General features: G+C 66.3%; 23 protein-coding genes and 1 tRNA gene. 10 read left to right on the top strand and 14 right to left on the bottom strand.

Annotated elements, in window-relative coordinates; genetic code table 11:
• Positions 1–3 precede the first annotated feature (3 nt).
• The 5 genes from CSC74_RS04655 to CSC74_RS04635 form a co-directional block, all read right to left on the bottom strand.
• Complete coding sequence (locus tag CSC74_RS04655; protein ID WP_162313219.1) at positions 4–732, bottom strand: P-loop NTPase family protein; 729 nt, start codon at positions 730–732, stop codon at positions 4–6.
• Positions 729–2288, bottom strand: a complete 1560-nt coding sequence (locus tag CSC74_RS04650; protein WP_162313218.1) for an XrtA system polysaccharide chain length determinant — start codon at positions 2286–2288, stop codon at positions 729–731. The genes CSC74_RS04655 and CSC74_RS04650 overlap by 4 nt, the downstream gene beginning before the upstream one ends.
• Positions 2285–2899, bottom strand: coding sequence for an XrtA/PEP-CTERM system exopolysaccharide export protein (locus tag CSC74_RS04645; RefSeq protein WP_162313217.1), 615 nt, complete (start codon positions 2897–2899; stop codon positions 2285–2287). Before CSC74_RS04645 ends, CSC74_RS04650 begins: the two co-directional genes overlap by 4 nt.
• 75 nt (positions 2900–2974) lie before the next feature.
• Positions 2975–3982 (bottom strand): NAD-dependent epimerase, encoded by a 1008-nt coding sequence (locus CSC74_RS04640; RefSeq protein WP_162313216.1) that lies wholly within the window; start codon positions 3980–3982, stop codon positions 2975–2977.
• A 37-nt stretch (positions 3983–4019) separates the two neighbouring features.
• Complete coding sequence (locus CSC74_RS04635; protein WP_162313215.1) at positions 4020–5309, bottom strand: nucleotide sugar dehydrogenase; 1290 nt, start codon at positions 5307–5309, stop codon at positions 4020–4022.
• Positions 5310–5532: 223 nt separating this feature from the next.
• Here CSC74_RS04635 and galE point away from each other — a divergent pair, with 223 nt between their 5' ends.
• The gene (gene galE / locus CSC74_RS04630) at positions 5533–6546 is read left to right on the top strand and encodes a UDP-glucose 4-epimerase GalE (RefSeq protein WP_162313214.1); all 1014 of its coding nucleotides are present in this window, start codon (positions 5533–5535) and stop codon (positions 6544–6546) included.
• 102 nt (positions 6547–6648) lie between these two features.
• On the opposite strand, the gene CSC74_RS04625 is transcribed toward galE, so the two are convergent.
• The 7 genes from CSC74_RS04625 to CSC74_RS04595 form a co-directional block, all read right to left on the bottom strand.
• Positions 6649–7509: an alpha/beta hydrolase family protein gene (locus tag CSC74_RS04625; protein ID WP_162313213.1), complete on the bottom strand. Its 861-nt coding sequence runs from the start codon at positions 7507–7509 to the stop codon at positions 6649–6651.
• Positions 7506–8315, bottom strand: coding sequence for a bifunctional hydroxymethylpyrimidine kinase/phosphomethylpyrimidine kinase (gene thiD / locus CSC74_RS04620; RefSeq protein WP_425501413.1), 810 nt, complete (start codon positions 8313–8315; stop codon positions 7506–7508). The genes CSC74_RS04625 and thiD overlap by 4 nt, the downstream gene beginning before the upstream one ends.
• A complete protein-coding gene (locus CSC74_RS04615) occupies positions 8312–10030 on the bottom strand; it encodes a SulP family inorganic anion transporter (protein ID WP_162313211.1) in 1719 nt (572 codons plus the stop codon). The genes thiD and CSC74_RS04615 overlap by 4 nt, the downstream gene beginning before the upstream one ends.
• A complete protein-coding gene (locus CSC74_RS04610) occupies positions 10030–10281 on the bottom strand; it encodes a helix-turn-helix domain-containing protein (protein WP_162313210.1) in 252 nt (83 codons plus the stop codon). The genes CSC74_RS04615 and CSC74_RS04610 overlap by 1 nt, the downstream gene beginning before the upstream one ends.
• Positions 10282–10482: 201 nt before the next feature.
• The gene (locus tag CSC74_RS04605; protein WP_162313209.1) at positions 10483–11886 is read right to left on the bottom strand and encodes a PhoH family protein; all 1404 of its coding nucleotides are present in this window, start codon (positions 11884–11886) and stop codon (positions 10483–10485) included.
• 194 nt (positions 11887–12080) lie between these two features.
• Positions 12081–12563: a peroxiredoxin gene (locus CSC74_RS04600; protein ID WP_162313208.1), complete on the bottom strand. Its 483-nt coding sequence runs from the start codon at positions 12561–12563 to the stop codon at positions 12081–12083.
• Between the two features lie 18 nt (positions 12564–12581).
• On the bottom strand, positions 12582–13157 hold the full coding sequence (locus CSC74_RS04595) for a glycine cleavage system transcriptional repressor (RefSeq protein ID WP_162313207.1): 576 nt from the start codon (positions 13155–13157) through the stop codon (positions 12582–12584).
• Between the two features lie 133 nt (positions 13158–13290).
• Here CSC74_RS04595 and dapA point away from each other — a divergent pair, with 133 nt between their 5' ends.
• The 3 genes from dapA (at position 13291) to CSC74_RS04580 (ending at position 16347) form a co-directional block, all read left to right on the top strand.
• Positions 13291–14199, top strand: a complete 909-nt coding sequence (gene dapA / locus CSC74_RS04590; protein ID WP_162313206.1) for a 4-hydroxy-tetrahydrodipicolinate synthase — start codon at positions 13291–13293, stop codon at positions 14197–14199.
• 58 nt (positions 14200–14257) lie between these two features.
• Positions 14258–14758: a hypothetical protein gene (locus CSC74_RS04585; RefSeq protein WP_162313205.1), complete on the top strand. Its 501-nt coding sequence runs from the start codon at positions 14258–14260 to the stop codon at positions 14756–14758.
• A gap of 191 nt (positions 14759–14949) precedes the next feature.
• Positions 14950–16347 (top strand): mannose-1-phosphate guanylyltransferase/mannose-6-phosphate isomerase, encoded by a 1398-nt coding sequence (locus CSC74_RS04580; RefSeq protein ID WP_162313204.1) that lies wholly within the window; start codon positions 14950–14952, stop codon positions 16345–16347.
• 266 nt (positions 16348–16613) lie between these two features.
• Here the strand turns inward: CSC74_RS04580 and fdxA are convergent, their stop codons facing one another.
• The gene (fdxA, locus tag CSC74_RS04575) at positions 16614–16937 is read right to left on the bottom strand and encodes a ferredoxin FdxA (protein WP_162313203.1); all 324 of its coding nucleotides are present in this window, start codon (positions 16935–16937) and stop codon (positions 16614–16616) included.
• Between the two features lie 227 nt (positions 16938–17164).
• A tRNA-Glu gene (locus tag CSC74_RS04570) sits at positions 17165–17239 on the bottom strand.
• A 145-nt stretch (positions 17240–17384) separates the two neighbouring features.
• On the opposite strand from CSC74_RS04570, the gene pcnB reads away from it, so the two are divergent.
• The 6 genes from pcnB to pgi all read left to right on the top strand — a co-directional run bounded on the left by pcnB (position 17385) and on the right by pgi (position 23037).
• A complete protein-coding gene (pcnB, locus tag CSC74_RS04565; RefSeq protein ID WP_162313717.1) occupies positions 17385–18785 on the top strand; it encodes a polynucleotide adenylyltransferase PcnB in 1401 nt (466 codons plus the stop codon).
• Positions 18782–19279: a 2-amino-4-hydroxy-6-hydroxymethyldihydropteridine diphosphokinase gene (gene folK, locus CSC74_RS04560; protein ID WP_162313202.1), complete on the top strand. Its 498-nt coding sequence runs from the start codon at positions 18782–18784 to the stop codon at positions 19277–19279. The genes pcnB and folK overlap by 4 nt, the downstream gene beginning before the upstream one ends.
• Positions 19280–19286: 7 nt before the next feature.
• The gene (gene panB / locus CSC74_RS04555) at positions 19287–20099 is read left to right on the top strand and encodes a 3-methyl-2-oxobutanoate hydroxymethyltransferase (protein ID WP_162313201.1); all 813 of its coding nucleotides are present in this window, start codon (positions 19287–19289) and stop codon (positions 20097–20099) included.
• A gap of 27 nt (positions 20100–20126) precedes the next feature.
• Complete coding sequence (panC, locus tag CSC74_RS04550; protein WP_162313200.1) at positions 20127–20969, top strand: pantoate--beta-alanine ligase; 843 nt, start codon at positions 20127–20129, stop codon at positions 20967–20969.
• 173 nt (positions 20970–21142) lie between these two features.
• The gene (panD, locus tag CSC74_RS04545) at positions 21143–21523 is read left to right on the top strand and encodes an aspartate 1-decarboxylase (protein ID WP_162313199.1); all 381 of its coding nucleotides are present in this window, start codon (positions 21143–21145) and stop codon (positions 21521–21523) included.
• Complete coding sequence (gene pgi, locus CSC74_RS04540) at positions 21520–23037, top strand: glucose-6-phosphate isomerase (RefSeq protein WP_162313198.1); 1518 nt, start codon at positions 21520–21522, stop codon at positions 23035–23037. The genes panD and pgi overlap by 4 nt, the downstream gene beginning before the upstream one ends.
• Positions 23038–23084: the final 47 nt, after the last annotated feature.

Raw genomic sequence — 23084 nt, 5'->3', positions numbered from 1 at the left:
CCCTCACACGCCTTCGTTGAATACGACGCCGGCGAATTTCTTCGGGTCGAAGTTCGCGGCAGCCTGGGCGATGGTCGCCGGGGTGTCGCGGCCATAGCCGGCTACCAGCACGATCACGTCGGCGAGATCGGCGAGGATGCGCGCATCCGGGGAGCCCAGCACGGGCGGGCTGTCCAGGAAGATCTGGGTGGAGGGCTGGGTGCGCAGGGTATCCAGCAGCAGGCGCATGCGGGCCGAGGAGAAGTATTCGGATCCGTTCTCGCGCGATTGCACCGACGGCACCAGGCGCAGCCGGGCCACGCCGGTGTCGTACAGCACGCTGGCCGCGTCGCCGTCGCCGTCCTCCAGGTAGTCGATCAGGCCGCCGGCGGACGCATTGATCCGCATGGTGGCGTGCTGCGAGGGGTGACGCAGGTCGCAATCGACCAGGATCGCGTTCTTGGATTCGTCGAAGGCCACCGCCACGGCGAGGTTGCGGGCGACGAAGCTGCCGCCGCTGCCGGCGCTGACCGGCGCGATCAGGGTGACCGCGTTGCCCCCGACCACGGCCAGCAGGCGCGTGCGCAGTTCGCGGAAGGCATCGACCTCGCGACGCGCGGATTCGCCGCGGTAGATGGTGGCCCGGTCCTCGAGCTGCAGCGGGGTGAGCGCGGTGGTGCTGGCGCGTGGAGCGATGGAGCGCCCGGCCACCGTGGTGTCTTCCTTGTGCAGGGGGGTGATCGGATTGCTCATAGCACTTCCATCAGCTTGAGGGTATAGGTCAGTCCGTAAACCAGTGGCACCGACAGGAACAGGATCGTGGCGAAGGCGTTGCGGCGCATCAGCTGGTGGCGCTTGCTGACGCTCATGTACATCGGCACCGAGCCCAATACCGGCAATCCGGCCTCGCGTTCGATCTGCAATGGCGAGCGCACCCGCGGGTCCAGCTTGACCAATGCGAACAGCAGCAGCAACGGGATGATCAGGGCCAGCACCAGGCCGGCGATGGCGACGTGCATCACCCGCAGGCCGCTGGGGCGCAGGGGCATGGCTGCCGGCTCCTGGATGCGGAAGCTCAAGCCGCGCTGCTCCGCGTCCAGGTTCATCGAGACCCGCGCGTTTTCGCGGCGCTTCAGCAGGTCCTGGTACAGGTCGCGGTTCACCTCGTAGTCGCGGGTCAGTTCGGCCAGTGCGCTTTCCGACGAGGCGATGCGGCCGCTGCGGCCGAGTTCTTCGGCGAGCATGCCTTCGGCGGTGGCGATGCGGGCGGCGGTCGAAGCGCTGCGGCGGCCGGCCTCGGCCTGCTTGCTGCGCAGTTCGGCATACAGGGGGTTGAAGGTGGACGGATTGTCCAGCGAGGTCGCGCCGGTGGCGCGGGCGAGCTGTTGCTGTGATTGTTCTCGGCGCAGGTCCTCTTCGAGGTCCCGCAACTGGTGCTGCACGCGGACTACGTCGGGATGCTGCTCGGTGTAGGTGAGCAGCAACTGGTCGCGCTGCGCCTGCAGTTCCCCCAGCCGCGCCCTGATCTGGCCGGCGCGGGTCTGGACCTGGGTGACTTCGCTCTCGCCCGACAGTTGCGATCTCAGGGCCGATTCCTGCGAGCGCAGGTCGATCAGCTCCATGCGCCCGGTCTCCACGATCCGGCGCAACTCGCCGATGCGCGCGTTGACGTCGGTATCCACGCCCGGACGCGCATCCGGGTTGCCGTTGCGGAACCGCTCCAGTTCGGACTCGGCGGTGGTCAGCTTGGTGTGGTACTGCTTGACCTGCGAATCGATGAAGGCATAGGCGTCGCTGCTCTCGCGTTCCTTGGTCGACAGGCTTTCCTGGATCATCAGCTCGGCGAAGCGCTTGGTCACGTGATAGGCGCGTTCGGCATCGGAGTCGCTGTAGGCGACCTGGATAAGGTTGGCGCTGGGATTGCTGACCTTGGTCCGGCCGATGATCTTCTCGATCAGCTTGTCTTTCTCGAGCGGCGAGGGATTGTCCTCCAGCCAGCCTCCGGTCTTCAGGATTTCCTCCATCACCTTCTGGCTGAAGGCCACTTCGCGCAGGATGCTGGCGCGGTCGACCACGTTGGTGGCCACGGCGCGTCCTTCCATGAGCGGCGCGATGATGTTCCGCTCCTCCACCAGGATGGTGGTCGTGGAGGTGTACTTCTTCGGCAGCAGCACGCCCAGCATCAGCGCGAGCGTGGCGATGGCGGCGAAGATGCCCAGCAGCAGGACCGAGCGGCGGCGGAATTCCTTGGCCAGTATCGGCAGCAGCAAGAGCGCCGACTGGCCTTCGTCGTTGTTGGTATTGCTCACAGGATGCGTTCCGGGATGGTGATCACGTCGCCTGGCGCCACGTCGAAGTTGGTGGAAAGGTCGCCGCGCTTGAGGATGCGGTCCAGTTCCACCGAATAGGTCCTGGTGCTGTCCGCGGTCTTGCGGTACAGGTTGGAGCGGTTGGGCGCGGCGAACTCGGTCACTCCGCCCGCCGCCAGCACCGCATCCAGCACGGTCATGCCGGGGCGATAGGGAATGGAAACCGGCTGGCGGACCGCGCCGGTGACGCGCACGCGCGACAGGTATTCGTGGCTGCGCAGTTCGGTCAGGATCACCGCGACCTGCGGATCGCGCACATAAGTGGCCAGCTTGTCCTGGATGGTCTGGGCTACTTCCGAAGGCGTGTGGCCGCCGGCCGGCACGTCGCCGATCAACGGCACGGAAATCATCCCGTCGGGGCGCACCGGCACGGTGATGCCCAGTTCGGGGTTGCGCCAGACCGAGACCTGGACGATGTCGTCCACGCCGATCTTGTAGGTGCTGGTCGAAATGGTGGCGGCAGGCGCCGGCACGGTTTCGGCAGCGTTGGCGCTTGCGGCCAGAAGCAGCGACAGGCTGAAGCCCGCGAGGGCGGTGAGGAGGCGTGTCATACGTTTTCCCCTGTATGGATATCCCATACAACGCGGGTTGCGCGCGGATCAGGCCACGGCCCCGCGGGAAAACGCTCAGACGGCGTAGAACTCCCGGTACCAGTCGACGAAGCGCTTGACTCCGCTTTCGATCGAGGTCGAAGGCGAATAGCCGGTGTCGCGCTGCAAGGCTTCGACATCGGCATAGGTGTCGGGCACGTCGCCGGGCTGCAGCGGCAGCAGGTTCCGTTCAGCTTTGCGGCCCAGGCAATCTTCCAGCACCTCGATGTAGCGCAGCAACTCGACCGGCTGGTGGTTGCCGATGTTGTAGACCCGGTAGGGAGCGCTGGAGGTGGCGGGCGTGGGCGCCATCGGGTCGTGATCCGGGTCCGGCCCGGGTACGCGATCCAGGGTGCGGATCACGCCTTCGACGATGTCGTCGATATAGGTGAAGTCGCGGGTGTGGCGGCCGTGGTTGAACACGTCGATGGCTTCGCCGGCCAGGATCTTGCGGGTGAACAGGAACAGGGCCATGTCCGGCCGGCCCCAGGGGCCGTACACGGTGAAGAAGCGCAGGCCGGTGGTCGGCAGGTTGAACAGGTGGCTGTAGGTGTGGGCCATCAGCTCGTTGGCCTTCTTGGTCGCCGCATACATGCTGACCGGGTGGTCGACGCTGTCCTCGACCGCGAATGGCAGCTTCTTGTTGGCGCCGTACACCGAGCTGGAAGAGGCGTACACCAGGTGCTCGATGCCGCGATGGCGGCAGGCCTCCAGGATGTTCATGAAACCGATGATGTTGCTGTCGATATAAGCCTGCGGATTCTCCAGCGAATAGCGCACGCCGGCCTGCGCGGCCAGGTTGACCACGCGCTGCGGCTTGAATTCGTCGAAGGCGGCTTCCAGCGCCGCGCGGTCCTCCAGCGAAGCGCGCACGAAACTGAAACCGGCCTGCGGCGTGAGCCTGGCCAGGCGCGCTTCCTTCAGGCGCGGATCGTAATAGGCGTTCATGTTGTCGTAGCCCAGCACTTCGTCGCCACGCGCGAGCAGGCGTTGGCTGAGGTGTGAGCCGATGAAGCCGGCGGCGCCGGTAACCAGAACGCGCATGTGGATCCTTGCTGGGTCGAAAATTCGGAAGGAGGAATTACAGGCAATCGTCCACGCTGGCGCGCGGCAGGGCCCGTTTGACGTCGAACAGCACCGCGTCCGGCTTGCCGAAGGCGCGGATGCCTTCCGCGCCCAGGGCGATGAACTCGTTGTGCGACACCGCCAGGATCACCGCGTCGTATTTCCCGGTTTCGGGTTGTGCGATCAGGTCCAGGCCGTATTCGTGGCGCGCCTCGTCGGCATTCACCCATGGGTCGTGGACGTGCACGTTGGCGTTGTAGCTGCGCAATTCGTTGGCGATGTCGACGACCTTGGTGTTGCGCAGGTCGGGGCAGTTTTCCTTGAACGCCAGACCCAGGATCAGGATATTGGACTGCGTGGTCTGCAGGTTGCGCTGGGCCATCAGCTTGGCCACGCGCAGTGCCACATGGCTGCCCATGCCGTCGTTGATCCGGCGTCCGGCCAGGATCACGTCCGGGTGGTAGCCGATCTGCTGGGCCTTGTGGGTCAGGTAGTAGGGATCCACGCCGATGCAGTGGCCGCCGACCAGGCCGGGGCGGAACGGCAGGAAGTTCCACTTGGTGCCCGCGGCTTCCAGCACTTCGTGGGTGTCGATGCCGAGGCGGTGGAAGATCAGCGCCAGTTCGTTGATCAGGGCGATGTTGACGTCGCGCTGGGTGTTCTCGATGACCTTGGCGGCTTCCGCCACGCGGATGCTGGAGGTCTTGTGGGTACCGGCGGTGATGATGCTGCGATAGAGGCCATCGACGAAATCCGCGGCTTCGGGCGTGGAGCCGGAAGTCACCTTCATGATGGTCTCCAGGCGATGCTGCTTGTCGCCGGGATTGATCCGCTCGGGGCTGTAGCCGGCGTAGAAGTCCTGGTTGAACTCCAGCCCCGATTCGCGCTCGATGATCGGCACGCACACTTCCTCGGTGGCGCCCGGGTACACGGTGGATTCGTAGATGGCCACGCTGCCCTTGCCGATCGCCCGGCCGACGGTGCGGCTGGCCGATTCCAGCGGGCGCAGGTCGGGGCGCTTGTACTCGTCGATCGGGGTGGGTACGGTGATAATGAAGACATTGCAGCCGGCCAGCGCGGCGGGATCGTCGGTGAATTCCAGGCGCTCTGCCGCACGCAGTTCTTCTTCGGAAGCTTCCAGCGTGTGGTCGTGGTGGCGCCGCAACTCGTCGATGCGCTTGCCATTGATGTCGAAGCCCAGGGTGGGGAAGCGGCGGCCGAAGGCGACTGCCAGTGGCAGGCCTACGTAACCCAGTCCGATGACGGCGATTCTTGTCTGGTCAGGCGAAGGCAATGGCGCATTCATCGATGATGGGTCTCGTCCATGGGGCGGGCAGTGGTTGAGTCTAGCGGATGCCGTTGGCGGCTTGTGCAGGCGTCGATGACGCATATCGTCGGCCTACAGGCCCGTGTAACGCGCAAATCGCAGGAAACAGGACAGCAACAGTCCTGCGCTTCCTTGCAGCCGCGCCATCGCATGGCCCGGTCGATCCTCATGGATAATGGCCTATCGAACAAGAGGAATACCGATGCGCATCCTGCTCTGCGGCGGCGCCGGCTACATCGGCGGCCATACCCATGTGGTACTCACCAGGCGCGGCCACGACGTGGTCATCGCCGACAATTTCAGCAACAGTTCGGCCCAGGTGCTGGAGCGGCTGCAGCGGTTGTCGGGCAAGCCGGTCGAATTCCACCACGTGGACATGCGCGACCGCGAGGCGATGGCCGCGCTGTTCGCCACGCGGCCTTTCGACGCGGTGGTCCACTTCGCCGCGCTGAAGGCCGTGGGCGAATCCTGCGAGCGTCCGCTGGACTACTTCGAAAACAACATCAGCGGCACGATCACATTGCTGCAGGCGATGAAGCAAGCGGGGGTGGGGCGTCTGGTGTTCAGTTCCTCGGCCACGGTCTATGGCGATCCGGAGAGCGTGCCGGTGCGCGAGGATGCGCGCCTGCAGGTGACCAATCCCTATGGCCGCACCAAGCTGGTGATGGAGCAGCTGATCGAAGACCTGTGCCGATCCGATGCAGGGTTCCGAGCCGCGAATCTGCGCTATTTCAATCCGGTCGGGGCCCACGAATCCGGGTTGATCGGCGAGGATCCGTCCGGCATTCCCAACAACCTGATGCCGTACATCTGCCAGGTGGCGGTGGGCAGGCGCGAGAAGCTGCAGGTATTCGGCGGCGATTATCCGACCGTCGACGGCACCGGCGTGCGCGACTACATCCATGTGATGGACCTGGCCCGCGCGCACGCCGATGCATTGGACTACCTGGTGCGCGAGGACCGCAGTCTGACCGTCAATCTGGGTACCGGCCGCGGCGTCAGCGTGCTGGAACTGCTGCGCAGCTTCGAGAAGGCTTCGGGTCGCGACATCCCCTACGAAATCGTAGCGCGGCGCCCGGGCGACGTGGCCGAGGTCTATGCGGATCCGTCGCTGGCCAACCGCCTGCTCGGCTGGCATGCGCAACTGGATGCCGATGCCATGTGTCGCGATGCCTGGCGCTGGCAGTCGATGAACCCGCAGGGTTACGCGACCTGACCAGCGAGGATCGTGGGAGGCGTCCCCGCCGCGAGCTCTTGCTCCGGCTGTTACTGGTGCATTCCCGCTTGCGTTCGTCGGGGCTGAAGCCCCTCCCACAAGTTATCCAGTCCTTTCCCGGGCCTTGCGATCCAGCAACGCATCCACCACGGCCTGCGGCTGCTTCATCCATGCGAAATGATCCGCGCGCGCGCCGAGGGCGGCGCTGTCCAGCGTGGTGACGGTCGAACGGGATCGCGGCATCTTGTCGAGCAAGGCCTGCATCGAACGGCGTGGCGCGAACCAGTCCCGCGCCAGTAGCACGCCATGCGTCTCCACCTCCACGCGTGAGAGGGCGGCTTCCAGATCGGTGTCCAATCCAGCGGCGGCATAGCGATTGCTCAGACCGACCTTCGCCCAGTCGCGGATCAGAGTGCGCGCTTCGTCGCCGGCGAATCCGTACCTGCGGCCATGCAAAAGGCCGCGACGGTCCGCCAGCCAGGGCACGAACTGGAAGGCCAGCGGAAAGAAGTAGCGCTTCGGTGCGGGAAACGTGCGCCAGTAGGGCGAACCGGTGGCGACCAGCCACAGTTCCTGGAAGGCGCCTGGGTGCAAGGCCAGGTAGCAGGCTGCGAATTGTCCACCGATGCTGTGTCCGCCGATGGCGCCGACAGGCGCATCGCAATGCCGTGCGATGGCGGCATGGCTGCATGGCAGGTCCAGGGTCAGGATCTCGCGATAACCCCAATCCACTTCGCGGCTGGCGCGCACGCTGCTGCTGCCGTTGCCGCGCCATTCGTGCAGGAAGACGGCAACGCCGCGCTCCGCCAGGGCCTCGGCAAGCGGCAGGTAGTGCTTCGCGGCGACGCCCAGCGCAGGCAGCCACAGCACGGAGCTGTGTGCTTGCGCAGGGAGGCGCGCGATCAGGTTGAATCGGTGGCCATCGTCCGCAACCAGCGGGATTTCGAGTTCCTGCACGCTCATGCCGAAGGCGCCGCCCCGAAATGGTCGAGCACGACGATATCGCTGCGGCCCGGGCGGTAACCCGTGCGCAGGGCGGCATGCACATAGTCCGATGCCGCCGCGCAGGCTGCGGCCAACGGCAGGCCGAGGCAGAGGTTCGCCGCGATCGCCGAGGCCAGCGTGCAGCCGGTGCCGTGCGCTTCCAGTCGCAATCGCGGATGGACGATTGCGCGGATGCCATCGGCATCGGCGAACAGGTCGACCACGTCGCCGTCGCCCTGCAGATGCCCGCCTTTCAACAACACCGCGCGCGCGCCGAGGACCAGCAACTCGTTCGCGGCCGCACGCATCGTGGCCAGGTCGGCGATGGCGTGGCCCAGCAGCAGTTCCGCTTCCGGCAGGTTGGGCGTGACCAGCGACGCCAGCGGCAGCAGCCGCGTGCGCAGCGCCAGCAGGGCGCCGTCTTCCAGCAGCTTCGCGCCACTGGTGGCGATCATCACCGGGTCGAGCACGATGAAAGGCGGATGCCGCGTCTGCAATACATCGGCGACCACACCGATCACTTCCGCATTGGCCAGCATGCCCAGCTTGACCGCACCGATGTCGAAATCGTCGAAGCAGGCATCGAGTTGCGCGCGCAGGAATTCCATCGGCGGCACGTTGACCGCAATGACGCCGCGAGTGTGTTGCGCGGTCAACGCGGCGATGGCCGACAACCCATGCACACGATGCGCGGCGAAGGTCTTCAGGTCGGCCTGGATGCCGGCGCCACCGCCGGAATCGGAGCCGGCGATGGTCAGGGCGGAACGTGCGCGCATCGGATTCAAGCCTCAGTTTTCCCGCGGCCGGGAGCGGCGGCGACCAGGGTTTCGGACAACTCCAGCGCCGATTCGAAATCGGCGACGAAATGCAGTTCGCCTTCCCGCGGATGGAGCTGCATCTTGCCGACCAGGCGTCGTGGTTGCTGTTGCAGCCCGGAAATCACCAGCACGATACCGCGGCGGCGGCAGCGGTCGAACAGCGTCTCCAGCGCGTGCATGCCGCTGGCGTCGATGAACGGCACCAGTCGCATGCGCAGGATGAAGACCTTGGGCGCGACCCGGAACTGGTCCAGCAGGTCGTCCAGGCGGCTGGCGACGCCGAAGAACAGCGGTCCGCTGATCTGGAACGCTTCCACGCCGGCCGGCAGGCGCGCGCGCTGGGTGGCATCTTCGTCGACCTGTCCGTCGCCGTTTCCCTCCAGCATTTTGATGCCCGAAGTGACCTCCACCGCGTCGGCCATGCGGAACATGAAGACGAAGGCCGCGACCACGATGCCGGCCTGGATGGCCACGGTCAGGTCGAAGAACACGGTCAGGAAGAAGGTCAGCAGCAATACCAGCCGGTCGCCCTTCGGCGCCGACATGGTGTGGCGGAAGTGCTGGTATTCGCTCATGTTCCAGGCCACCACCAGCAGCACCGCGGCCAGGGCCGCCAGCGGCACGTAACGCATCCACGGCGACAGCAGCAGCATGAACAGCAACAGGAATGCCGCGTGCAGCATGCCCGCGATCGGCGAACGCGCGCCGGCGCGCACGTTGGTCGCGGTGCGTGCGAGCGCGCCGGTGGCCGGCAGGCCGCCGAACAGGGCCGAACCGACGTTGGCCACGCCCTGCGCGACGAGCTCCGCGTTGGAGCGATGGCGGCCGCCGATCATGCCGTCGGCGACCACAGCCGAGAGCAGCGACTCGACCCCGGCCAGGAAGGCGATGGTGAAGGCGCTGGGCAGCAGTTCGAAGGTGCGTTCGAACGGGATATGCGGGAATTCGAAGCCGGGCAGGGTCGAGGGCAGGTTTCCGAAGCGGCTGCCGATGGTTTCGGCCGGCAGGGCGAAGGCCACGCACACGCCGGTGCAGACCAGCAGCGCGATCAGGAAGCCGGGCCAATTGGGCTTCCATCGACGCAAAGCCACGATCACCGCCAGGCCCAGCACCGCCATCACCACCGCCGCGGGTTGGGTGCTGGCGATGTGCTTGCCGTAGGCGACCCAGCGCGGCAGGAACTCGGCCGGCACCGCGCCCATTTTCAGGCCGAGCAGGTCCTTGACCTGGCTGGAGAAGATGCTGACCGCGATGCCGGCAGTGAAGCCGGTGATCACCGGTTGCGGCATGTACTTCATCAACGTGCCCAGGCGCAGCAATCCGGCGCCGATCAGCATCAACCCGGCCATCAGCGTGCACAGGATCATGCCGCCGTAGCCGAATTTCTGGATTACCACGAACACCACCGGGATGAAGGCCGCGGTCGGTCCGCCGATCTGCACCCGCGAGCCGCCGAAGGCCGAGATCAGGAAGCCGGCGATGATCGCGGTGTGCAGGCCCTTGTCCGGGGTGGTGCCGCTGGCGATGGCCAGGGCCATGGCCAGCGGCAGGGCGACGATGGCCACGGTCAGGCCGGCCACCGCGTCGGCGCGCAGGTCGCCCCAGCGATAGCCGCCACGCAGCACGGTATATAGTTTTGGCACGAACATGCGTGCGTAGCTGGAAGCCGCGCTCGAGGACATCACGAAGGCTCCTTCAGGCGCACGCCGCGGCCACGGCCCTGGCTGGGTTGTTCGTTGCCGATCAGTTCGATGCCGGCGGCATCCAGCGCCTCGACGATCTTGGTCAGGGTGTCGACCACGCCGCGGACATTGCCGGTGCTGGTTTCCATGCGCTGGATGGTGGGCAGGGATACGCCCGCCATCGCCGCCAGCGCACGCTGGTCGATGCCGAGCAGGGCGCGCGCAGCGCGCAGTTGGGTGGCGGTGATCATGGGGCTGCCGGTGAACAAGGCCGGAGCGCATTCCAGCACATGAACCCTGCCTAGGCAATCAACAGACATTCATTGTGATGTTTTAAACATCATAAGTCTGTCCGCTTGTAGGGGCGCCCCTTGGGCGCGATGCTCTTCGGTCAGATCGTGAAAGACCCAAGAGCATCGCGCCCAAGGGGCGCTCCTACGGGCATGGCTGCCCTACAGCACTTCCGACGCGTAATCCGCCAGTCGCGAACGCTCGCCGCGGCGCAGGGTGATGTGCGCGCTGTGCGCCCAGTTCTTGAAGCGATCGACGGCGTAGGTCAGGCCCGAAGTGGTCTCGGTCAGGTACGGCGTGTCGATCTGCTCCACGTTGCCCAGGCAGACGATCTTGGTGCCGGGACCGGCGCGGGTGATCAGGGTCTTCATCTGCTTCGGGGTGAGGTTCTGCGCCTCGTCCAGGATCAGGTAACGACTGAGGAAAGTGCGCCCGCGCATGAAGTTCATCGAACGGATCTTGATCCGCGAGGCGAGCAGGTCGTTGGTCGCCGCGCGGCCCCAGGCGCCGCCTTCCTGGTTGTGGGTCAGCACTTCCAGGTTGTCGGTCAGCGCGCCCATCCACGGAGTCATTTTTTCTTCCTCGGTGCCGGGCAGGAAACCGATGTCCTCGCCGACGCTGACCGTAGCCCGGGTCATGATGATTTCGCGGTAACGCTGCTGGTCCATGGTCTGCGCCAGTCCCGCGGCCAGGGCGAGCAGGGTCTTGCCGGTGCCGGCGGTGCCGAGCAGGCTGACGAAATCGATTTCCGGATCCATCAGCGCGTTCAACGCGAAATTCTGTTCGCGATTGCGGGCGATGATGCCCCAGACCGCATGCTGGCTGCTGCGGAAATCGTCGGCCAGGGCCAGCGTGGCTTTCTTGTCGGTACCGATCCTGGCGACACGGAATTCGACTTCATCCTCGCCCGGCAGGTACAGGAACTGGTTCGGATACCAGTCCTCGTCGTCGGTCATGCTGACTTCGTAACTGGTGCGGCCGCCCTTGTCGCTCCATGAGCGCAGATCCTTCTCGTGGCGGTCCCAGAAATCGGTCGAAAGCTCGGTCGCGCCAGTGAACAGCAGGCTGAAATCATCCAGCGCGCGGTCGTTCTCGTAATCCTCGGCCACCAGTCCGCTGATCGCGGCCTTGATCCGCAGGTTGATGTCCTTGGAGACCAGGATCACCGGCACCTCGGGATGCTGTTCGCGCAGCTCCAGCACCGAGGCGAGGATCTTGTTGTCCGGCGCCACCGTGCCGAAGGTGCGGCCCGGCGCCGCCGGTTTGGTCTGGAAATACAGCCTGCCGATCGCGCTCTGCGACTTCAGCTGCAGGCCCTGCGGGTGGCTGAGGATGATGCCGGCGTCGATCTGCTCGGCGCCGGCGCCTTCGATCAGTTCATTGAGGAAACGGCTGACCTGACGCGCGTTGCGGCTGACTTCGGTCATGCCCTTCTTGGCGTTGTCCAGTTCCTCGATGACCTGCATCGGCAGGAACACGTCGTGTTCCTCGAACTTGAACAGCGCGGTCGGGTCGTGCATCAGCACATTGGTGTCCAACACGTAGATGCGCTTGCTTCGGGTCATCTAGACAGCCTCATGGAGGGTGGGGTGTGGATGGGTGCGGTGTTGCGGGAGGCGGGCAACGAGCAACGAGTAACGAGGAGTGAGGAGTGAGGAGTGAGGAGTGAGGAGTGAGGAGTGAGGAGTGAGGCGTTGGGACGGCGGCCGACCACCGCGGCCCGCGGAGCGGGGCGATGGCGCACTGAGGGGTTGGGAGGTCACTGCTTGCTGGCGACCTTCAGGGCTTCAAGCACGGCTTCGGCATGGCCGGCGACCTTCACGCCGCGCCACTCCCGGGCGATGCGGCCGTCGGGCGAAATCAGGAAGGTGCTGCGGACCACGCCCAGCACCTTGCGGCCGTACATGTTCTTTTCGTGGATCACGTCGAAGGCCTTGCACAAGGCTTCGTCGCCATCGCTGACCAGCGGGAATTTGAAACCCTGCTTGGCGCAGAAGTTGTCGTGCGATTTCACCGAATCGCGGGAGACGCCCAGCACGCTGGCTCCCAGCTTCCTGAATTTCGGCAGCAGGGCATTGAAGCCGATGCCTTCGGTGGTGCAACCCGGGGTGCTGTCCTTGGGATAGAAATACAGCACCAGCCATTGGCCGGCATAGTCGGAGAGTTTCGCGGTTTCGCCGCCGGAAAGCGCCAGCGGAAGCTTCAGCGTGGTCTTGCTCAGGGCCGTGCCGGTTGCAGTCATATGCTCAGGATTTCAGGCTCAAAATTTCATCGGGTCCATGATCGCGTCCAGATTCAAGTGGTCGCAGAATTCGAGGAAGTCGTCGCGCAGCGCGGCGATGTGCATGTTGGCCGGCACGCCTATCGTCACCTGCGCCGAGAACATCTCCGCGCCGGTCTGCATCGCCCGGTAGCGGGTGCTCTGCAGGTTTTCGATGGTGATGCCCTGGCGGTCGAAGAAATCGGCCAGCTGGAACAGGATGCCGGGCTTGTCGGCCGCCACCACTTCCACGATGTACGGCAGCAGGTTGGACTGCACGACCTTGGCCCCGGTGCGGTACCAGACCAGCTTCATGCTTTCCTCGCGTTCCAGCCGGGTCAGCATGGCCTCGAGCTTGGCCACCGAATCCCATGAGCCGGTCGCCAGCGCGGTCACCGAGACATCGCGGCCCACGGTGGACAGGCGCGCATCGACCAGGTTGCAGCCGCTGTCGGCGATCCGGCGCGTCACCGACAGGAGCGGCGACTCCGGATGCGTCGTATAGGCGTTGATCAGGAGGTGGTTTTCGTTCGGCGAAGGCCGGGCGGTGGAATCGGTCGTGGGGGTTTCCAGCATCACTTCAAGTCTGAATGGCGACCGGGCAGGTGCCCGGTGCATGGCCCAGCATACTTGCCCGCGCTTTCAAGCCGCAAGTAACATCGCAGGGTGCGCGACGATCCGCGCGGTTCCCCTTGCGAAGGCAGAAGACTTGTCACTTTCCGGCAGTATCACCGCACTTGCGACCCCGTTCACGACCAATGGCGAGCTCGATCTCGATGCCTGGCGCCGGTTGCTCCGGCAGCAACTCGAGGGTGGCACCCAGGGAATCGTGGTTGCCGGTTCGACCGGCGAGGCCGCCGCGCTGGACGATGCCGAATACGACACCCTGATCGCAATCGCGGTGGAGACCGTGGCTGGCCGGATTCCGATCCTGGTCGGCACCGGACAGATGAACACCGCCAAGACCATCGCCCAGACCCGCCGCGCCGCCGCGGCGGGGGCCGGTTTCGCCCTGGTGGTCACCCCGGCGTACGTGCGCCCGACCCAGGCCGGGCTGATCGCCCACTTCCGCGCCGTGGCCGACCAGGGCGGCCTGCCGGTGGTGCTGTACAACGTGCCGGGCCGCACCGGTTGCGACCTGTTGCCGGAAACCGTGGCCGAACTGGTGTCGCACCCGCAGATCGTCGGCATCAAGGAAGCGCGCGCGGAACCCGAGCGCATGGCCGCCCTGCTGGCCTTGCGCCGCGACGACTTCGCGGTGCTCAGCGGCGATGATCCCACTGCCTGCCGGGCCATGCTGGCCGGCGCCGATGGCCTGATCTCGGTCGGTTCCAATGCGCTGCCGCGCGCCTTCCGCAAGCTTTGCGATCTGGCCCGTGATCACCAGCGCGCCGCCGCTGAAGCCCAGGACCTGGCGCTGCAGCCGTTCCATGCCTTCTTCGGCATCGAATCCAATCCCATCCCGGTGAAGGCGCTGCTGCAACGCATGGGTTACGGTGCCGGCCTGCGCCTGCCGTTGCTGCCGCTTTCCGCCGCCCATGCCGCCGAGGCGGATCGCCTGCATGCCGTCGCACTGGCGCTGGAAGAAAAATCCACCCGCGAAACCATCGCTGCCTGATTCCAGCCGGCCACGATCCAATCGTGGCTTAATTACAGTATTCCCCAGGAGATCACCCATGCGTTCCACATCCCCGTACCTGCGCCCGCTGGCTTTCGCCGCGTTGGCCATCGCCGTGCTTGGCGTCTCCGGCTGCAAATGGTTCAAGAAAGGCAATCCGGACTATGCGCTCAGCGCCGAAGCCAGGCCGCTGGAAGTGCCGCCGGACCTCAACCTGCCCAACACCGCTGGCGCGATGAAGCTGCCGCCGGCCGCCGGCCAGGTTTCCGCGCAGGCGGGCGCGGTGGCGTCGACGACCGGGTTCAACGTCGCCGGTCCGCGCGACGAGGTGTTCGTCAAGATCGGGGCCGCACTGGACGGGACCGACGGGGTCACTGTCGCCAATCGGTCGCAGTTGCTGGGCACCTACGATGTCACCTACGAGGGCAGCAACTTCCTGGTCCGCGCGGTCGCGGTGGAAGCCGGTACCTACGTTTCGGCGATCGATCCGCGTGGCCTCCCCGCCGCGGGCTCCGCACCGAAGCTGATCGCCGCGCTGAAGGCGAAGCTGGGCGGCTGAGCCGCAATCGCCACCCCCGAGTAGGAGCGCCCCTTGGGCGCGATGCTTCTTTCGATCCGTCGCGCGAGAGCATCGCGGGCAATGCCCGCTCCTGAAGGAATGAAGGCCCTGCTGCGCGGGCTTCGGGAAAAGCTCCGATGACGGATCACGCGCCAGACGTTAACCTTGTCTGAAAAATAGGGCTTCCCGCCATGATCCCAGTGATTCTTTCCGGCGGCTCGGGCACACGCCTGTGGCCGCTGTCGCGAGAGGCTTATCCCAAGCAGTTCCTGGTTCTGGCGGGCGACGACACCATGCTCCAGGCGACCTGGCTGCGGGCGCGGGCGCTGGCTTCGGCCGCGCCGTTGATCGTCGCCAACGAAGAACACCGCTTCATGGTCGCCGAGCAACTGCGCCAGGTGGATTGCAGCCCGGCCGCGATCCTGCTGGAACCGGTCGGCCGCAACACCGCCCCGGCCATCGCCGTGGCCGCGCTGCAGGCCGTCGCCGAGGGTGGCGATCCGCTGTTGCTGGTGCTGCCGTCCGATCACGTGATCAGCGACGTGGCCGCGTTCCAGGCGGCGGTGCGCACGGCCGAAGGCGCCGCGCGCGACGGGCGCCTGGTCACCTTCGGCATCGTCCCCACGGGTCCGGAAACCGGCTATGGCTACATCCGGGCCGAAGCGGGCGAGGGCGTGCGCGCGGTCGCCGAGTTCGTGGAGAAACCCGATGCGGAGACCGCCGGCCGCTACCTGGCCAGCGGCGGATACTTCTGGAACAGCGGCATGTTCCTGTTCAGCGCAGGCGCCTACCTGGCCGAGCTGGAACGCCAGCAACCGGCGATGCTGACCGCCTGCCGCGCGGCCCTGGCCGCGGCGCGCCGCGACCAGGACTTCGTGCGCCTGGACCAGGACGCCTTCGCCGCCTGTCCCGCCGACTCCATCGACTATGCGGTGATGGAAAAAACCGCGCAGGCCGCGGTGTTGCCGATCGCGGTCGGCTGGAACGATGTCGGCAGCTGGGCCGCGCTGTGGGACATCGCCGAGCAGGACGGCGACGGCAATGCCCATCATGGCGACGTGATCGCCGAGGACTGCCACAACACCCTGGCCTGGGGCGACGGCCGCCTGGTCGCGCTGCTGGGACTGCAGGACGTGGTGGTGGTGGACACCGCCGACGCGCTGCTGGTGGCGCACCGCGACCACGTGCAGGACGTGAAGGGCATAGTCACCCGGCTCAAGGCCGCCGGCCGGCCCGAGCCGACCTGGCACCGCAAGGTCTACCGGCCGTGGGGCAGCTACGATTCGATCGACCTGGGCGAACGCTTCCAGGTCAAGCGGATCACGGTCAAGCCGGGCGCGCAGCTGAGCCTGCAGATGCACCACCATCGCGCCGAACACTGGATCGTGGTCAGCGGCACCGGCCGCATCACCCGCGGCGAAGAGACCCTGATCCTGTCGGAAAACCAGAGCACCTACATCCCGCTGGGGGTCAAGCACCGCCTCGAAAACCCGGGAGTGGTGCCGCTGGAATTGATCGAAGTCCAGTCGGGCAGCTATCTGGGCGAAGACGACATCGTCCGTTTCGAAGACGTCTACGGCCGCGGTTGAGAAGCGGTTGTAGGAGCGCCCCTTGGGCGCGATGCCTTTCGATCAGATCGCGCAAGAGCATCGCGGGCAAGGCCCGCTCCTACGAAGCGATTGTAGGAGCGCCCCTTGGGCGCGATGCCTTTCGGCCAGGTCGCGCAAGAGCATCGCGGGCAAGGCCCGCTCCTACCGAAGCGGTTGTAGGAGCGCCCCTTGGGCGCGATGCCTTTCGATCAGGTCGCGCAAGAGCATCGCGGGCAAGGCCCGCTCCTACGGGTCGGGCCGGAGGCTCAGCGCTCCAGCAGCGGCAGCTTGTCCGGCTTGCCTTCCCAGTCCTTGGCGTCGGCGGGGGCATCCTTGCGCACGGTGATCACCGGCCAGACCTTGGACAACTCCGCGTTCAAGGCCAGGTAGCCTTCCTGGCCGGCGGGTACGTCGTCCTCGGGATAGATCGCGTTGATCGGGCATTCCGGCTCGCACAGGGTGCAGTCGATGCATTCGTCCGGGTCGATCACCAGGAAGTTGGGGCCTTCGTGGAAACAGTCCACCGGGCACACCTCGACGCAGTCGGTGTACTTGCACTTGATGCAGTTCTCGGTGACGACGAAGGGCATGGTCCGGTTCCGGGTGTGTAGGCGCCGATAGTTTAGATCACCGCGCACGATGCTGCCGTAGGAGCGGGCCTTGCCCGCGATGCTCTTGCGCGATCTGATCGAAAAGCATCGCGCCCAAGGGGCGCTCCTACGGGGGATTCGATCGACAGATACAACAAAGGCCCGGCTTTCGAGGGCCGGGCCTTGCTGGAAATCCTGGCGGCCACGGGGCCTGCGCAGGCGGGGTATGGTGCTCCCTAGGGAATTCGAATCCCTATTTTAGCCTTGAGAGGGCCACGTCCTAACCGTTAGACGAAGGGAGCTTTTGGTAAGCAGCGTCGTGACGGACTAGTATATTCGCCAGCCGGCACCTGCGGCAAATGCCGGCCAGGCGCGAATCGGGCCTGCAACCCTCCAGATCCCGTTCCTGTTTTCCTATCCCGATCTCCCTCTTCGACACGGACCGCCATCATTACGTCGCAAGCCACCACTCCCGCCGTCACCCTGCGCGTCATCCCGCGCGACCAGCACACCATCTCGCGCCGGGACATCAGTCCCAATGCCTTGCGCGTCCTGTACCGGTTGCGCGATGCCGGCTTCGCCGGCTATCTCGTCGGCGGCGCGGTGCGCGACCTGCTGGTCGGCGGCCATCCGAAGGATTTCGACGTGGCCACCGACGCCACCCCGGAGCAGGTCAAGGCGCTGTTCCGCAACAGCCGCCTGATCGGCCGGCGCTTCCGCCTGGCCCACGTGGTGTTCGGGCGCGAGATCATCGAGGTCGCCACTTTCCGCGCCAATGTCGACGATGGCAGTGGCGACCGCGAAACCCACGAAGGCGGGCGCCTGGTCCGCGACAACGTCTACGGCACCATCGAGGACGACGCGGTGCGCCGCGACTTCACCGCCAATGCGCTGTATTACGCGGTCGAGGATTTCTCGGTACGCGACTACGTCGGCGGTTTCGAGGACGTGCAGGCGCGCAAGATGAAGCTGATCGGCGACCCCGAGCAGCGCTATCGCGAGGATCCGGTGCGGATGCTGCGCGCGGTGCGGCTGGCCGGCAAGCTGGGTTTCGGGATCGATGCCGCTTCCGCCGAACCGATCCCGCGCCTGGCCCCGCTGTTGTCCGAAGCCGCCCCGGCGCGGTTGTTCGAGGAACTGCTGAAATTGTTCCTGTCCGGCAATGCGGTGGCCAGCTTCGAGGGCCTGGAACGTTACGGCCTGCTGCCGTCGATCCTGCCGGAGACGGCGGCCGCGCTCGCTTCCAACCGCAGCGGCGCGTTGCGCAACATGCTGCTGGAAGGCCTGCGCGGCACCGATGCGCGGGTCGCCAACGACGAACCGGTGTCGCCGGCGTTCCTGTTCGCGCTGCTGCTGTGGCCGGCGTATTGCCGCGCCCTGATCGGACTGCAGGCGCAGGGCGTCAATGCCGAGGAGGCGCAACGTCGCGCCGCCGACCGGGTGACCCTGCACCAGTTGGGCACGGTCGCGCTGCCGCGCCGCTTCTCGCTGCCGATGCAGGAAATCTGGCTGCTGCAGTCGCGTTTCGCCACGCGCCAGCGCAAGCGGGTGATGCGCCTGCTCGCGCATCCGCGGTTCCGCGCCGCCTACGATTTCCTGCTGCTGCGGCTCACCGCTTCCAGCGAGCACGCCGAGGATGTGGCGTTCTGGCGCGCGGCGCAGACGCAGTCCAGCGAAGAGCTGTCCGCGGCCCTTGGTGTCGCGCCTCCACGGGGCCTGGATACCGGTGAAGGAGATGCCGGTGATGGAGAGGTCGGCGAAGAGCAGCCCGGGGAAGATCCTGCGGCCGCGCCGAAACGCCGCCGTCGCCGGCGCCGCTCCGGCAGCGCCGCGCCCGCCGCGGAATGACTGTTCCCGTTGTCGCCTTCGTCGGCCTGGGTGGCAACCTGGGCGAGGTCGCCGCGACCTTGCGCACGGCGACGGACGCGTTGTCGCGCCTGCCCGGAACCCGCCTGCTGCGCGCCTCGGGCCTGTACCGGACCCCGGCCTGGGGGCTGGAGCAGCAACCCGACTTCATCAATGGCGTGGTTGCGCTGGAAACCCGCCTGGATCCGCGCGAATTGCTCGATGAGCTGCTGCGGATCGAACGCGAGTGCGGTCGCGAACGCACCGGCGGGCCGCGCTGGGGTCCGCGCACCCTGGACCTGGACCTGCTGCTGCATGGCGACGCCGTCGTCGACCAGCCTGGTCTGCGCTTGCCGCATCCGCACCTGCACGAGCGCGCCTTCGCCCTGGTGCCCTTGCTCGAGATCGCAGCGGATATCCTGATCCCCGGACAAGGTTCCGCGCGGGACGCGCTGTCCCGCCTGGAAACGTCGGCCATCGAAGCATTAGAGGGATAATCGATCCATGAGCACACACGCCGAAATCAGCAAATGGACCCTGCCGCAGCTGGCGCTGGCCAAGCGCGATGGCCGCAAGCTGGTGATGCTGACCGCCTACGACTACAGCTTCGCCCGGGTGGTCGACGACAATGGCGTGGACCTGGTCCTGATCGGCGATTCGCTGGGCATGGTGGTGCAGGGACGCGATTCGACCCTGCCGGTCACCATCGAGCACATCGCCTACCACACCACCGCGGTCGCCCGCGGACTGTCGCGGGCGATGCTGATCGCCGACCTGCCGTTCCAGTCCGACGCCACCCCGGAGCGCGCCCTGCAGGCGTCGATCGTCCTGCTCCAGGCCGGTGCGGAAATGGTCAAGCTGGAAGGCGCGGGCCACAAGCTGGAAGTGATCCGCTTCCTGGCCGAGCGCGACATTCCGGTCTGCGCGCACCTGGGCCTGACCCCGCAATCGGTGCTGAAGTTCGGCGGCTACAAGGTACAAGGACGCGATGAAGCCGCCGCTGCCAGGCTGCGCGCCGAGGCGCAGGCCGTCGCCGACGCCGGCGCCTCGATGCTGGTGCTGGAATGCGTGCCGTCGTCGCTGGCCGCCGCGATCACCGCGGCCATCGCCATTCCCACCATCGGCATCGGCGCCGGCCCGGACTGCGATGGCCAGGTGCTGGTATTGCACGACTTCCTCGGTATCGATACCGGCCACCGCAAGCCGAAGTTCGTCAAGGATTTCCTCGCCGATGGCGGCTCCATCGCCGGCGCGATTTCCGCCTACGCGGCGGCGGTGCGCGATGGCTCCTTCCCCGACGCCGAACACTCCTACTGACGCCACCGCTCCGCATAGGGACGCGCAATGATCGAAACCATCACCGAACTCGACGCGCTGCGCGCGCGGGTCAATGGCTGGAAGCGCGAAGGCCTGAGGGTCGGCTTCGTGCCGACCATGGGCAACCTGCACGCCGGCCATTACTCGCTGGTGATGCTGGCCCGGCAATACGCCGACCGGGTGGTCTCCAGCGTGTTCGTCAACCCGACCCAGTTCGGACCCAACGAGGACTTCACCCGCTATCCGCGCACGCCGGAAGCGGACACGACTGGTCTTGAAGGCGCCGGCTGCGATGCCCTGTGGCTGCCTACTGTGGAATCGATGTATCCGTTCGGCGTCGATCTGGCCGCCAGCATCAATGTGCCGGGCATCAGTGAAGTGCTCGAGGGCGCGCACCGTCCCGGCCATTTCGATGGCGTGTGCACGGTGGTCACGCGCCTGTTCAACCAGGTGCAGCCGGACGTGGCCGCATTCGGCAAAAAGGATTTCCAGCAACTGGCGGTGATCCGGCAGATGGTGACCGACCTGGCCTTTCCCATCGAGATCCTGGGCGGCGGCATCGTGCGCGAGAGCGACGGCCTGGCGATGAGTTCGCGCAACCAGTACCTGGGCGCCGACGAGCGTCCGGCGGCGGCGGAGATCCGGCGCACGCTGCTGGCGATGCGCGACGGCATCGTCGCCGGCCGGTCGCGCGGTACGGTCGAGGCCGAGGCCTCGCGGCGATTGACCGAAGCGGGTTTCGCGGTCGATTACGCTGTGGTCAGACGCCCCGATCTGGGGCAGCCGGACGAAGGCGAGGCAGGCGCGAAAGTCGCGCTGATCGCAGCCAAGCTGGGCAAGACCCGGTTGATCGACAACCTGGAGTGGTGACCCTGCTTTTGTCCCCCAAGGGGACTTCCTTCGGAGCGTAGGAGCGGGCCTTGCCCGCGATGCCCTTCGGCCAGAGCGCGCAAGAGCATCGCGGGCAAGGCCCGCTCCTACGAAAACCATGGGATTTGATCGGCTGTTAGACTTCGGGTCCCCACCCACGCCCGTCACCCGCCATGCAACTGAGCCTGCTGAAAACCAAGATCCATCGCGCCACCGTCACCCATTCCGAACTCAACTACGAAGGCTCCATCGCCATCGACGGCCTGCTGCTGGATACCAGCGGCATCCGCGAGTTCGAGCAGGTGCACGTCTGGGACGTCACCAACGGCAGCCGCTTCAGCACTTATGCGATCCGCGCGGACGAGGGCAGCGGCATCGTTTCCCTCAATGGCGGCGCCGCCCGCCATGTCCAGGTCGGCGACCTGGTGATCATCGCCGCCTTCGCCGGCATGAGCGAACAGGAAGCGGCCGCGTTCAAGCCAACTCTGGTCTACGTGGATCGCGACAACAAGCTGACCCACACCAACCATTCCATTCCCAAGCAGGCCGCATGAGCGCCGGGGCGGACTTCGCCGCGCTGCGCTCGCACGCCTCGCGGCTGCGCGGCATGAAGATCGCCGCATTGCTCGCCGGCGATCCGGCACGCGCCACCGATTTCGCCTTGCGCGAAGGGCCGCTGTATTTCAATTTCGCGCGCCAGTCCTACGATCGCGAGGCGCTGGACGCGTTGCTGGCGATGGCGCGTGCGCAGGCGATGCCGGAGGCATTCCGGCGCCTGTTCGACGGCGCGGAAGTCAACGTCACCGAAGGCCGCGCGGCACTGCACACCGCCTTGCGCGGCAATCATTCGGGCGCTGCGGCCGCGCGCGAAGCCTATGCGACCGCCAGTGCGGTGCGCGAGCGCATGGCGGCATTGATCGTGCAACTGCAAGCCAGCGACATCACCGATATCGTCAGCGTCGGCATCGGCGGCTCCGACCTGGGTCCGCGGCTGGTGGTCGATGCGCTGCGCGATCCTGCCTGGGGCCGCTTCCGCGTGCATTTCCTGTCCAATGTGGACGGTGCCGCCGCGCAGCGCACGCTGGCGTCGTTGAATCCGGCGCGCACCGCCGCGATCCTGATCTCGAAGACTTTCGGTACCCAGGAAACCCTGCTCAACGGCGGCATCCTCCGCGATTGGCTGGGCGGCAGCGGGCGCCTGTACGCGGTCAGCGCCAATCCGCAGCGCGCCGCCGCCGCCTTCGACATCGCATCCGAACGCGTGCTGCCGATGTGGGACTGGGTCGGCGGGCGTTATTCGCTGTGGTCGGCGGTGGGACTGCCGATCGCGCTGGCGATCGGTTTCGAGGGTTTCGAGGAACTGCTGGCCGGAGCGTCGGAATTCGATGCGCACGTATTGAATTCGTCTCTGGAAACGAACATCTCCGTCCGCCACGCGCTGACCGCGGTGTGGAACCGCAATGCGCTGGGCCATGCCGCGCACGGAGTGATGACCTACGACCAGCGCCTGGCCCTGTTGCCGGCCTACCTGCAGCAACTGGTGATGGAGAGCCTGGGCAAGTCGGTCAAACTGGACGGCAGCCCGGTCGACGGCGACACGGTGCCGGTGTGGTGGGGCGGCGCGGGCACCGACGTGCAGCACAGCTTCTTCCAGGCGCTGCACCAGGGCACCGGCATCGTGCCGCTGGACCTGGTCGGCACGATCCGCAACGACGATCCGTATGCGGAGAACCACCAGGCCCTGATGTCCAACCTGTTCGCCCAGGCCGAGGCGCTGGCCAATGGCCAATCCAATGACGATCCGCACCGCGCCTATGCGGGCGGGCGGCCGAGCACGCTGATCCTGCTGGATGCGTTGACCCCGCACTCGCTGGGCGGATTGATCGCCATGTACGAGCACAGCGTGTACGCGCAATCGGTGCTGTGGGGCATCAACGCCTTCGACCAGTTCGGCGTGGAGCTGGGCAAGCAGTTGGCGAACGGGTTGTTGCCGGCATTGCGTGGCGACGCGCAGGCCAGCGATCCGGTGACCCGGGTTTTGCTCGCGGAATTGAAGGCGCGCGATTGACCCGTAGGAGCGCCCCTTGGGCGCGAGCTCTTCGTCGGGATTTCGAA

Source organism: Pseudoxanthomonas yeongjuensis (genome assembly GCF_010093345.1).
GTDB classification, from domain to species: Bacteria; Pseudomonadota; Gammaproteobacteria; order Xanthomonadales; family Xanthomonadaceae; genus Pseudoxanthomonas_A; species Pseudoxanthomonas_A yeongjuensis.
Note: the sequence above shows the minus strand (reverse complement) of the source record. Positions and strands in the feature narration are given on the sequence as shown.